Annotated in this window: 10 protein-coding genes; 4 read left to right on the top strand and 6 right to left on the bottom strand. The window is 37.0% G+C overall.

Annotated elements, in window-relative coordinates; translation table 11 throughout:
- Positions 1 to 19 precede the first annotated feature (19 nt).
- The 6 genes from HND50_00565 to bshB1 form a co-directional block, all read right to left on the bottom strand.
- Positions 20 to 1,375 carry a hypothetical protein gene (locus HND50_00565; GenBank protein ID NOG43696.1) on the bottom strand — a complete coding sequence of 452 codons (1,356 nt, stop codon included), beginning with the start codon at positions 1,373 to 1,375 and terminating at the stop codon, positions 20 to 22.
- A 15-nt stretch (positions 1,376 to 1,390) separates the two neighbouring features.
- The gene (locus tag HND50_00560; GenBank protein ID NOG43695.1) at positions 1,391 to 1,882 is read right to left on the bottom strand and encodes an LptE family protein; all 492 of its coding nucleotides are present in this window, start codon (positions 1,880 to 1,882) and stop codon (positions 1,391 to 1,393) included.
- A gap of 8 nt (positions 1,883 to 1,890) precedes the next feature.
- Complete coding sequence (locus tag HND50_00555; protein NOG43694.1) at positions 1,891 to 3,042, bottom strand: sigma-54-dependent Fis family transcriptional regulator; 1,152 nt, start codon at positions 3,040 to 3,042, stop codon at positions 1,891 to 1,893.
- A gap of 98 nt (positions 3,043 to 3,140) precedes the next feature.
- A complete protein-coding gene (gene xerD / locus HND50_00550; protein ID NOG43693.1) occupies positions 3,141 to 4,031 on the bottom strand; it encodes a site-specific tyrosine recombinase XerD in 891 nt (296 codons plus the stop codon).
- Between the two features lie 2 nt (positions 4,032 to 4,033).
- The gene (locus HND50_00545; GenBank protein NOG43692.1) at positions 4,034 to 4,477 is read right to left on the bottom strand and encodes a hypothetical protein; all 444 of its coding nucleotides are present in this window, start codon (positions 4,475 to 4,477) and stop codon (positions 4,034 to 4,036) included.
- A gap of 36 nt (positions 4,478 to 4,513) precedes the next feature.
- A complete protein-coding gene (bshB1, locus tag HND50_00540) occupies positions 4,514 to 5,218 on the bottom strand; it encodes a bacillithiol biosynthesis deacetylase BshB1 (GenBank protein NOG43691.1) in 705 nt (234 codons plus the stop codon).
- Positions 5,219 to 5,444: 226 nt separating this feature from the next.
- On the opposite strand from bshB1, the gene HND50_00535 reads away from it, so the two are divergent.
- From HND50_00535 to HND50_00520, 4 genes are read left to right on the top strand one after another with little or no spacing between them, the layout of a single operon-like run.
- Positions 5,445 to 8,030 (top strand): insulinase family protein, encoded by a 2,586-nt coding sequence (locus HND50_00535; protein NOG43690.1) that lies wholly within the window; start codon positions 5,445 to 5,447, stop codon positions 8,028 to 8,030.
- A 48-nt stretch (positions 8,031 to 8,078) separates the two neighbouring features.
- Complete coding sequence (locus HND50_00530) at positions 8,079 to 8,495, top strand: nucleotidyltransferase (protein NOG43689.1); 417 nt, start codon at positions 8,079 to 8,081, stop codon at positions 8,493 to 8,495.
- Between the two features lies 1 nt (position 8,496).
- Positions 8,497 to 8,808, top strand: a complete 312-nt coding sequence (locus tag HND50_00525) for a nucleotidyltransferase domain-containing protein (protein NOG43688.1) — start codon at positions 8,497 to 8,499, stop codon at positions 8,806 to 8,808.
- 15 nt (positions 8,809 to 8,823) lie between these two features.
- A complete protein-coding gene (locus HND50_00520) occupies positions 8,824 to 12,210 on the top strand; it encodes a M20/M25/M40 family metallo-hydrolase (GenBank protein ID NOG43687.1) in 3,387 nt (1,128 codons plus the stop codon).
- The last annotated feature ends 12 nt before the right edge of the window (positions 12,211 to 12,222 follow it).

Raw genomic sequence — 12,222 nt, 5'->3', positions numbered from 1 at the left:
CAAAAATTACATCTATAAATTACGCTTTTTGAACAGCGAGAAATTTATCCAAGAACTCAACTTTCTTTAAGAAGCGTAAGTTATCTGGTTCACGTTTCAGAAGTTCCATAAATATATGGCGGGCCTCGGAAAATTTACGTTGTGAAACTAATATTTCACCAAATGTAGGTGTTACAAGGTTTGGGTTTTCCATTAAATCTTTTATAGTAACTTCTTCATCAGAACTTAATTCACTGGGTTTCAATGGTTCAAATTCAGGTTCCGGTGTTACATCGGGCAAAGGTTCAAGCACTGTTTCCTGCTGAGAATCAGCTTGAGTTTCATCTTCTTCCAGTTCAGGAACTAAAAGTTTCTCACTCTCAGTTAATGTATCTAAGGGATTTATTTCAGCAGGACCTTCTTTATTTATCACCGTTGAGTCAGTGGTAGCTTGTTTTTCGGAATTATCATCCACACCTAAATCCGAAAGTTGTTCAAGCAATAACTCTGTTTCGTCGCGAGTGTTTTGTATTTCCGAATCAGCCTCAATTTGCGAATCTGGTTGTTCATTATTGGCAGCTACAACAGGTTCTGAAGATTCTTCCTCATCAATCAAAAGATTTTCAACTTCAATCCATTCATCAGTTTCTTCGGATTGATCATCCTCTTCAGAATCAAAATAACCATCCATAATTGTCGAAAAATCATCTTCTGTGTTTGCATATTGGTTTAAATCATTTTCAGCAGTTTTTTCTTTATCTGCGAAATCTCTATTATGTCCTTCACCTAATTCTACATTCTCAGCAAGTGGATCCAAATCATCAATTAGCCCATTTTCATCGGCTTTCTTTTCTTCAGCTGGGACATCTTCTTTATTTACAGAATCTTCAACATGTTCTAAATCAGGCTCAGAAGCACTGGTTTCTTTCGTTTTAATTTCTGAATCCGAAGTTTCAATAGCATCATTTTCAATACGGTCATTTTCTTCCACAGCTTTTTCTTTTTGATCAGTAAGATCGTAAAGATTTTTCTCTTTTAGAATTTCAATCAACGATTGATCCATTGGATTGTAAAGAGATTCTTTTATCAGCCATTCATTGGATATTGTTGATAATCCGGAGTTTTCATAAATCCCGGATAATTTGCGCATTGCTTTTGAGTGAGAAGGATCGTAAACCAATGTTCTCTCAAATTCATTTTTGGCTTCATCTTTTTTACCCAATGATTCATAACAAAGGCCTAACACAAAATGTCCTGGTGAATAAAAAGGGAAATTACGAACACCTGCTTCACATAAAGTCATTGCTTGTTCCACTTTATCATTTTCCATTAAGCGGGATGCTTTACTGGCAAATAAAATAAAATCTTTTCCCATAGGTGAAGATTTCTCTGACATATTTTCTCCGGGCATTTACCAACCACCAAGGGTTGTATTTATAATGTCTTCGGTAATTAACTCAATGGCATCATCAATGGCCTGATCTTTTTCATCCTGACCTGCACTACTTGACATTATACCATATTGGCGAAAAACTTTATCATAAAGCTTTTTTGATTTTCTTATATCTTCGCATAACACTTTTATGCTTACATGCATCTGATATTCGGAAACAGTCTCACCTGCTTTAATGGCTGCAGCTTTTTGTGTTACAGATTGTATTGTTCCGTTAATAACAATATCAGCTTTACTTTCGTCAACAACTTTTAAAGTATTATCAGTTACAAATGATTCAATAACTGTGTCAGTCACTTTTTCGAGCATTCCAGGATAACCGGATCGATCAATGAAAATTGGAATAGCAACAGATTGAATGTGCGAAGGTAATGCACCTTTGAACGAGTAATATCCACATCCTGATAAAATAAAAAGGATTAATAAAATAATATATTTATGAGTTTTCATTTGTTTAATTACAATCCATACTCGTTTATTTTGCGGTACAGTGTTCTTTCACTAATCTGAAGAGCTCGCGCAGTTTTACGGCGGCTACCGGCATATTTATTTAAAGTCTCTTTTATCATTTCACGTTCCATACCGGAGAGCGTTGTTGGTTTCACTTCATTTTCGCCAACTTCACCCAACGGACTATCTTCACGTATTGGTGGATACGGTTTTGGTGCTGATCCATTTTGCATAAATATGGAGATCATTTGCTTCAATTCATCCATATCAAGTTTTAGCGCCATAAGCATTCGATAAATAAGTTCGCGCTCTGCCTGATCAGGAGTTTTGTTGAGTGGTATTGGCAACGAGCTGGAAGATGTAAATCCCTTATCCAGGTTCAGCGTTGTACGAACATAATCCGAACGGACAACTTCTCCTCTGTTTAAAATAATCGATGTCTCAACAAAATTGCGTAACTCGCGGACATTGCCGGGCCAGTTATAGGACATCAATTCATCTACTGCATCGGGCGAAAAACCTTTAAAATTAATATCATTCTTTTCTGCGTAAAGCTGGGCAAAATGTGAGACCAGCCCCTGGATATCATCTTTGCGTTTTCTTAAAGGCGGAATTTCAACTGTAATTGCTTTCAACCTGAAATACAAATCACGGCGGAATTCATTATCATGAACAGCTTGTTCCAGGTTTTTATTTGTGGCCGCAATAACCCGAACATCAACCTTGTTTGTTTCAGTTCCACCAACGCGCATAAATTCAGATGATTCTAAAACGCGCAGCAATTTAACCTGGGTATTTAAAGGCATTTCTCCAATTTCATCAAGAAAAATTGTACCTTTATTTGCAACTTCAAAATAGCCTTTTTTCTGCCCAATCGCTCCTGTAAATGATCCCTTTTCATGCCCAAATAGTTCTGATTCGAGAATGCCCTCCGGAATGGCTCCGCAATTAACAGAAACCATTTGCCTGTTTTTACGCAAACTTAAGGAATGTATCGCATTTGCAATTACCTCTTTACCAGTACCGCTTTCTCCATTTATTAGTACAGATAATTCGGTTGGCGCGACCATTTTTACCGTTTGTAAAAGTTCATCGATTTGAGGATTATTGCCCAAAAATCCGGTTGTTTTTTGCAGATCTTTTAGTGAAGCTGAATTCATATTCTTTCAATTATTTTTTAAAAACGTAAATGTATATATTTTGTGGATTTAATTCAATTTTGAAGTTAAAGATTTTTGACATGCAATTTAAGCATAATCTATGCCCTTGGATGGTATTTTCTGTATTGTTTTTCAATATGGCTGCGATCCAGATGCGTATAAATTTGAGTAGTACTTATATCAGCATGTCCCAGCATTTCCTGAACAGCACGCAAATCAGCACCATTTTCTATAAGATGGGTGGCAAATGAATGACGCATAGTATGTGGATGTACTTTCTTTTTTATGCCGGCTAAATGCGCATCTTTATCCAGAATTTTCCAAAACCCCATGCGAGACATCGCCTTCCCTCGGGAATTTAAAAAAACAACTGTGTCTCCCAAACGCTTTTTATCTAAACTTGGTCGTGCCGAATCCAGGTATTTTTTTAGCCAGGTTAAAGCCGAATCAGAAACCGGGACAAGCCTCTCTTTACGTCCTTTTCCAAAAATACGTAATATTCCCTGTTCAAAATAAATTTGAGATATCTTTAATGTTAACAACTCAGAAACCCTTAGGCCGGATGCATAAATTGTTTCAAACATGGCCCGGTTTCGAAGGCCCAGTGTTTTTTTTGTATCAGGTACATTAAACAAGTTGGTTACTTCTTCAAATGTCAATACTGATGGTAAATACCTGGGAATTCTTGGTCGGTCAACATGAACCGTCGGATCTGTTTCAATTATATTTTCGCCAATTAAAAATCGGTAAAACCCACGGATAGAAGACAAGTTTCTGGCCAGGCTGTTCTCACTTAATCCAAGCCCAGTTAAAGCCTGCAATAAGCGATGTACATGTACCGGCTTTGCTTTTTGAGGAGAATCAACACCATTCTTCTTTAGGTAATCCAGGAAACGAACAATATCTAATTTGTAAGCATCAATTGAGTTTTGTGAAAGGTTTTGCTCAAAGGTAAGGTGGCTAAGATAAAGCTTTAAAAACGCATGCATTATTATTCAGATTTTTTCTCCAAAAGCGGCTCGGTTAACGATAGTGCAATCCCTGAAAGCATAACTTCCGGCGCCAATTGAGAAAAGTCTCCGGACAATAATTCTGCATCAACATTTGTAAAAATAGAACATCCGGCCTGGCGTTCAACAATCACACCCGAAAGATGCCCTTTAAACTCTGCAAAGAATGTGACTTCTTCCAAAACATCGCTGGCAACAAATCCATTACAAAAATGCAGTTGCGAATGAGTATATGGAGTAAAAATAGAAACCAGGTTGCCAACTCTTTTCCCGATTTGCATATCAGGATAAATTTCAATTGTCAGCTTGCGGCCAAGTTCAGTATTTAATAAAACTGCGCGATATTGATCACCCCGTTTTTTAAATTTTGTATCCAATACTTCTTCAATTTCTTTGAACTTTTCTTCAGTAAACTTAAAACTCATATCAATCCTTTAGTTGTAAGAAGTGAACAAGCGCTGTTACGCAAAAATTTCTATTATGTTATCTAATTTTATAGCTGATTTTACAAAAAAAGGCTCACCATATTCAACCCCAATTTGAAACCCAAAGTATTTTGCCCTGTTTTTTACAGATTCAATAAATTCAGGGCTACTTATATAAGTTTCTGGCTCATCCGATGATGAATTAAAAAACTGGCTTTTGTAAGCGTTCACAGCTTGTAATTTGTTTTTAAATTCAGTACTAATATCAACAATAAATGAAGGCTTTGCCACTTCATGATGAAAATAATATATCAAATTATTGGGGCGATATGCTTCATATTCCGTTTTTATCTTTGTCAATCCGCTATAAAAAAAAGAAGCACTGACCAGTTGTGATGCAGAAATGTGATCCGGATGACGGTCTTCCCAATATGGCGCTAAAACTATTTTAGGCCGATATTTCCGTATTATTTCAATAACCTGCTTTTTACTTTCCAAATCAACTATTATATCACCATCACTCAAACCGGCATTTTCACGAATATCAAGATTTAAAATAGTTGAAGCTTCCTGTGCCTCTTTTGATCGGAGTTCAACTGTACCACGTGTACTTAATTCTCCACGGGTTAGATCAATTACTCCAATAGAGTGGCCTTGAGATTTTAATTTTATCAAAAGCCCGGAGCAGAAGAGTTCCACATCATCAGGGTGTGCACCAAATGCTAAAACATCAATTTGCATCGCTAATATTTTTGATTGTTGATAGTGATTAATACAAGTTGTGGAAATTATAGAAAAACATGTTTTAAATACAATTTAATTTTTTGATTTGAAATTAATTTATTTCGAACTTTAAAAGACTTATAGGTATATTTACAACTCTAAACTAACTCAAAAATTTCAAAAAAATATATCTAAACAATTTTCATAAAAATTTCAGAATAGTTTTATAATGCAGGAGCATTCCATGAACCGCAAACTTGTCATTCTTCTTTGTTTAGTGCTTATACCGGCCAGTTTCCTAAATGCACAAAATAAAAATCATTCCAAAATAAATACACTGCCGGACGGTGTTTCAATCCATTTATTAGATAACGGGATGCAGGTTCTGCTTATCGAAAACCCTGCCCTGCCAATGATTGGCGCCAATGTGGTAGTAAAGGTTGGATCAGCTTATGAAACTTTTGCAACCAGCGGAATGAGCCATATGCTTGAACACCTGCTTTTTAATGGCACAACAACACGCAAACAAAAAGAATTATACGATGATGCTGACCGTATTGGCGGCTATAATAATGCAAATACCTCAGATTATTATACAAACTATATGATGGTCACGCCTTCAGAACATATTATTAAAGGGATGGAAATCCAGGCAGATATGTTGTTTAATTCAATTTTGCCTGATGAAAAATTTGAGAAAGAAAAAGGAATTGTGCTGGAAGAGATATCAAAATCTTTGGCAGAAGCACGCGAGCAGTTGGAACGAAACACCAACGCCATTCTTTATCCCGGCCATGCCCTTTCTTTACCAACATTGGGTACTTATGCTACGATTGAGGGAATGTCCCGCGATGAAGTAAATGATTTTTATAAAAACAATTATGTGCCCAATAATATGATTTTGAGTGTGGTTGGTAATTTTAAAAGTAGTGAAATGATCAACTCTGTTAAGGAAATTTACGGCAAGGCAAAACCGGGTTTGGTAACACGCGATGCAAACCCAGCATGGAAAACAGGATTTGAAGATTTGCTGGCAAATACAAATCAAAAAGATCTGTATTTTCGTTTTTTTGATGGATCTAATGTTCAGTTTCAAATGCTCTACCCAATCCCATCCGTTGCATTTGCAGATTATTATGAATTGATGGGCGTTGCACTGGAAAACAACAAATCAAAGATTGAAGATGCGGTAAAAGGAAAATTTCAGGATCAATTTAAAAGTGTCGATTTTTCTACTCATAACTCACCAATCGCCAATTGGTTGGAAATTACAGTAAGCCTGACAGATGATGTTGATTTTAACGCGCTTACCAAAATTGTTCAAAATAATTTAGCTAAATTTGATTTTGCAATTTCCAAGGATGAGATAGATATGCAAGTTGCAGGTGCACGGACAAGCTTCTTAAAGAATATCGAAAAACCTCATATGTTTGGAATTTATAATGCCCGTCCCTTTTCTGTAGGTGGAATTGAGGCAGTGCTCGCTTCCTATAGCGGATCAAAATTAAAAGAAGGAGCCGAACTATTAAAAGGACTTAAAATAGATTCTAAACCTATTACAATTATACAAAACCCTGCCCCTAAAGATGAACAAGGCAGTTCCGAATCGATCACACGAAAACTATTTAAAGATGAAAAATCAGGGTTGTCTTTGATTACAGTTCAAAACAAAGCCAGCAACCTGTTGGCCATTCATTACCTATATAAGCACAAAGCATTCTTCGATTCAAAATATGGTAAAGATGCAGCAAAAATTTTGCATGATTGTTTTGGCCAAAGGCTCAAATCGGATGAAAATCAAAAAATTAGCGCCAAGTTTGGTTTGAGTTACAAAGTAAATGATAATCCATGGTTTCCGATGGATAATATTTATTTACACCCGGATTTTGGTTATATCCGCGCTGAAGCCTTGGCCGACGATATTCCGGGAGTTATTAATTTTTTAAACAGCCAAATGAATGGTTTTAAACCGACAGAAAAAGAATTCCAAAAAGCAGTTGGCAAATTTAGCCGGTCTAACCCAATGATGGGCGGTGGCAACAAAGCTAAAAAAATGTTCGAAAATATATATAAATCAGCGATTTATGAAGATAATCCCTTTGAAAAAAACACAAATAAAATTGATTTTGAAAATATTCAGAAATATGCAGAGGAATACTTTCAATCCGGAAATATAATTATTTCTGTTGTTTCTCCGGAAAGCCCGGAAAATATTGAAAAACTTTTTGCAGGTTTAAAAGGAAGTATTTCTGAAAACGAGCCAATTGTTTTTTCCACTAAATTAAAAAAGATTGATCAACCTGTTACAAGCGAAGAAAAAATGGATGGCCAACGATCTTATCTTTTCTGGGGATTTACAAAAGAAATTGATCCTGCAGATAAAGCTGCCATGACTGCCCTCTCTCTTGTTTTGTCAGATAAAATTGTTTTTGATATCCGTGAAAAACAAGGAATGGCTTACCGTATAAAAGCAGGGATTGAAATAAAAGGCGATAAAGCACTTTTTAATATAAACCAGGGTACGAGACCGCAAAATGTGGATGTGCTGCTTCCGCAATATCCAGGCTTTTTTGAAATGGAAAAACTGGATGGTCTAACAGAAAATGATGTTCAAAAATCAATTAACATGTATTTGGGCCGTATGATGTTTCGCCGTTTGTCCAGTGTTAACCAGGCTTATTATTTGGCTACATCGCTCTATTTTAATAATGACATGAATTATGATGCCACATTTTTAGATCAATTGAAAAACACCAAATTAAAAGATGTGATGGCAGTAGCTAAAAAATATATGAAAGTTGAAAATCCAGTTCAGGTTATTGTTAGGTAAAAAATATCATTAAAATATCTCACGTTCCATTCAAACAACGGGGAAAATATGGGTGATAAGGATATTCGCTGGGAACAACGTTTTTCCAACTATCAAAAAGCAGTAAATAAGATATCTGAAGTTGTAGAAAAATTAAAGCTTGAGGAGCTTACAGAACTTGAAGTAGAAGGTCTAATCCAGCGTTTTGAATATACATATGAACTCGCGTGGAAAACACTTCAGGATTTGTTTAAACATCAAGAATATATTGGCATTACTGGCCCCGGACCTGTCTTAGACCAGGCTTTCAAAGATGGTTTGATAGAAGATGCTGAAGGGTGGAGAAGACTAAAAAAAAGTCGAGAGCTAACATCTCATACCTATGATAGTAGAACTGCAGAGGCAATTGCTGAAGAAGTTGTTGAAAACTATTATCTTCTATTTAAAAGATTAGAAGATAATCTCATTAAGCTAAAAAGTAAATAAAATGAAAACTTTTGGAATTGCTAAATATGCTTTTGACAAACTTATACTTCTTATCAGCCAAAACCCACGTTTTGAAAAAGTTGTTATTTTTGGATCGAGGGCAATGGATACATATCAAGAAGGCTCGGATATTGATCTTGCCTTGTATGGTCCAGAAGTTAAGCTTAATGACCAGCTTGACCTAATTTGGAAACTTGAAAAGCTTGGTTATCCATATTCTTACGATTTCCTGATCCATAAGAACATTAAAGATCAAAACGTTTTAGATCATATCGAGAGAGTGGGAATTATTATCTATAAAAAAAACCATTGATTATCGGAGAAAAAAATGTTTTCAAAAATTTCCTCATTCTTTTTAGTTTTTATTGTGGTCGGATTTGCCTTTGCCGGACCAAATGCCATTCATCATAAAATTGAGGCTACGGTTGATCCCGCTACCAGCTTTATTGAAGCAACCGATAAAATCACTATTCCTGCAGACCAGATCAATGCAAATTTGCACTTTTTACTAACCAGTGATTTGAAGGTTGAGTCCATCACACCCGGCGTTTCAATCAGCTTGGAAAAAAGTGAAATTAAGGGTGAAGACTTTGGCATGGACAAAGAGGATTTTGAGTCTTCGTCGTCCATATCTCAAAACAAATATGCTGTTTCCTTTGACAGCAAAGCGAAAGGCGATCTTGAAATTACCCTAAAGTTTAGCGGCAAAATCAATCATCCCATTGAGCAGCTTGGCGAAGAATATGCCCGTGGTTTTAGCCAAACACCAGGGTTAATTGAAGAGCGCGGTGCGTATCTTTCAGGGTCAACCTATTGGGTGCCATGGTTTAATGATAAGCTTATCACCTTTGATATGACAACCAGCGTTCCTGAAGGTTGGGATGTTGTCAGTCAGGGCAACCGCACATTACACGAGGTTAAAAATGGCCGGCAAATCACCCGCTGGGAATCTCCTGAACTAATGGAAGAGGTTTTCCTGATTGCAGCGCAATTCCACGAATATTCATTTTCTGCCGGAACAGTGGAAGTAATGGCCTTTTTGAGGACGCCAGACGAAACAATGGCCAATAAATATCTTGAAACAACCGCCCAATATTTGGAGATGTACCGCAACCTTGTAGGCCCTTATCCATTTTCAAAATTTGCATTGGTTGAAAATTTCTGGGCAACAGGCTACGGCATGCCTTCTTTCACCTTGCTTGGCGAACAAATTATCCGTTTCCCTTTTATTCTTCACTCTTCTTACCCGCACGAACTTTTGCACAATTGGTGGGGCAACAGCGCTTATGTGGATTTTGACAATGGCAATTGGTGTGAAGGCCTTACAGCTTATATGGCCGATCATCTGATCAAAGAACAACGCGGACAAGGTGATTCTTATCGCCGGTCAATCCTCCAAAAATATACTGACTATGTTAAACCGGAAAATGATTTTGCATTGAGTAGCTTTATCTCGCGAACAAGCTCTTCATCTGAAGCGGTTGGTTATGGTAAATCGTCTATGACCTGGGATATGTTGCGCATGGAAGTTGGTGACGAGAATTTTATCAGAGCTTTCCAAAAATTTTATCGTGAACTAAAATTTAAACGTGCATCATTTGATGATATTCGCATTGCTTTTGAAGATGTTAGCGGCAAAGATTTAAAACCATTTTTTAAGCAATGGGTAGACCGTGTTGGCGCACCGGAATTAAAACTGACTGATGTGAAGGTAACAAAACCTACAAAATTCTATAAACTGCAATTTACGCTAAATCAAATCCACAAAGACGATGCTTATAATTTAAATATTCCTGTTGCCATATCCTTTGCAGATGAATCAAAAATCGAAACAATTAAAATGAACAGTAAGCGGCAAAATATTGAATTGTCTTTTGAGAAAGAACCTCTTAAGGTTCAGGTAGATCCGCAATTCAACATTTTTAGAAAACTTCATTTTAGCGAAATACCACCTGCTCTCTCCAAGGTTTTTGGCTCTGAGAAAATATTATTTTTATTACCTTCTAAAGCTTCTAAAGAAAAACAAACCCAATACAAACAGCTTGCTGAAATATGGGCAAAAGATCCTACAAAACAATCAACCATAATGCTTGATAGTGAATTAGATGAAATTCCTGAAGACCAGGCAGTATGGGTATTTGGAGAAAACAACAGCTATTTTAAAACTATTAAAAACGGTTTTAAAGATTTTGATATTGAAGTTAAAAAGGAAAGCATTCGGCTGGGAAAAACAACTTTAAGCAAAACCAACAACAGCTTTATTGTTTCAACACGTCATCCGAAAAACCCTAATTCTGTGCTGGTTTGGCTTACAATAGGCAACAAAGATGCGGGAGCAGGTTTAGCAAGAAAATTACCTCACTATGGCAAATACAGCTACCTTGCTTTTGAAGGTGATGAACCCAGCAATATTGCAAAGGGCCAGTGGCCAGCGGTTCATTCACCACTCATGGTTTCTTTGGCCGATAAAAATCAGGAAATACATTCCACATTACCAAAACGGCAAGCCTTGGCAAAATTAGCGCCTGTTTTTTCAGCTGACAGGATGCTTGAATATGTCACTTATCTTGCGAGTGATGAGCTGGAAGGACGTGCGCCCGGTTCTGCAGGAAGTGATAAAGCCGCTGATTATATAATGACTCAATTCCAAAAAGCTGGATTGAAACCCGGTGCTGATGATGGCTCATTTTTCCAGCAATGGCAGGAAGTTGTTGACGCAAAAGGCAATAAGGCTTCCGTAAAAAATGTGATTGGAATTATTCCGGGCATTAATAAGGATTATGCCGGTGAATCTGTGATTGTAAGTGCCCATTATGATCATTTGGGTTTGGGTTGGCCGGATGTGCGCCAGGGAAATGAAGGCAAAATCCATAATGGCGCTGATGATAATGCCAGCGGTGTTGCTGTTATGATGGAATTGGCAAACTTGCTAGGTAAAACTTTTAAACCACAACGTACTGTAATTTTTGTGGCTTTCACAGCTGAAGAAAGCGGATTGATGGGCTCCCGATACTATGTAAAAAACATGAAAGGCTTTCCTGCTAAAAAGATTATGGGTGTTTTAAATTTGGATACGGTTGGACGTCTGGGTAAAAATAAATTAATGGTTATTAATTCTTCAACGGCCCGTGAGTGGAGATTTATTTTTATGGGGACAAGTTATGTAACCGGCGTTGAATCGGAAATAGTAACACAGGATTTAGATGCCAGTGACCAGGTTAGTTTTTTTGAAGCCGGGATTCCTGCTGTACAGTTTTTCTCCGGACCTCACAGTGACTATCACCGCCCCGGAGATGACGTTGATAAAATTGATGCTCCCGGTATGGTTAAAGTTGCAACCTTTGTTCGTGAAAGCATTTTACATTTAGCGGACAGGGATAAACCTATGCCGTTTACTGGCAAAGCCAGGACATCTGATGATAAACCACGAAGACCTCAAAGTGAAGGTGGAAAAAGAGCTACTACAGGAAGTATGCCTGATTTTGCATTTGCAGGAGAAGGAGTGAAAATTGCAGCACTCTCTGATGACTCTCCCGCTGCCAAAGCCGGTCTAAAAAAAGGTGATGTAATTATCCAGCTTGATGAATATAAATTCAAAAATTTAAAAGAGTATTCAAATGCATTAAGGAATTTTAAACCGGGAGATAAGGCAGACTTAACTTATTTAAGAGATGGGAAAGAATACAAAACACAAATTGTGTTGGGTGCGAGATAGACTGTTTTATTT

The organism is Calditrichota bacterium (assembly GCA_013112635.1).
In the GTDB taxonomy this organism is placed as follows: Bacteria; Calditrichota; Calditrichia; order Calditrichales; family J004; genus JABFGF01.
Note: the sequence above shows the minus strand (reverse complement) of the source record. Positions and strands in the feature narration are given on the sequence as shown.

Bases quoted from the DNA above. Each gene is read 5' to 3' on its own strand.
- HND50_00525 (NOG43688.1), top strand. From the start codon at position 8,497: ATGAAAACTTTTGGAATTGCTAAATATGCTTTTGACAAACTTATACTT.
- HND50_00520 (NOG43687.1), top strand. From the start codon at position 8,824: ATGTTTTCAAAAATTTCCTCATTCTTTTTAGTTTTTATTGTGGTCGGA.
- xerD (NOG43693.1), bottom strand. From the start codon at position 4,031: ATGCATGCGTTTTTAAAGCTTTATCTTAGCCACCTTACCTTTGAGCAA.
- HND50_00560 (NOG43695.1), bottom strand. From the start codon at position 1,882: ATGAAAACTCATAAATATATTATTTTATTAATCCTTTTTATTTTATCA.
- HND50_00545 (NOG43692.1), bottom strand. From the start codon at position 4,477: ATGAGTTTTAAGTTTACTGAAGAAAAGTTCAAAGAAATTGAAGAAGTA.
- HND50_00555 (NOG43694.1), bottom strand. From the start codon at position 3,042: ATGAATTCAGCTTCACTAAAAGATCTGCAAAAAACAACCGGATTTTTG.
- bshB1 (NOG43691.1), bottom strand. From the start codon at position 5,218: ATGCAAATTGATGTTTTAGCATTTGGTGCACACCCTGATGATGTGGAA.
- HND50_00530 (NOG43689.1), top strand. From the start codon at position 8,079: ATGGGTGATAAGGATATTCGCTGGGAACAACGTTTTTCCAACTATCAA.
- HND50_00565 (NOG43696.1), bottom strand. From the start codon at position 1,375: ATGTCAGAGAAATCTTCACCTATGGGAAAAGATTTTATTTTATTTGCC.
- HND50_00535 (NOG43690.1), top strand. From the start codon at position 5,445: ATGAACCGCAAACTTGTCATTCTTCTTTGTTTAGTGCTTATACCGGCC.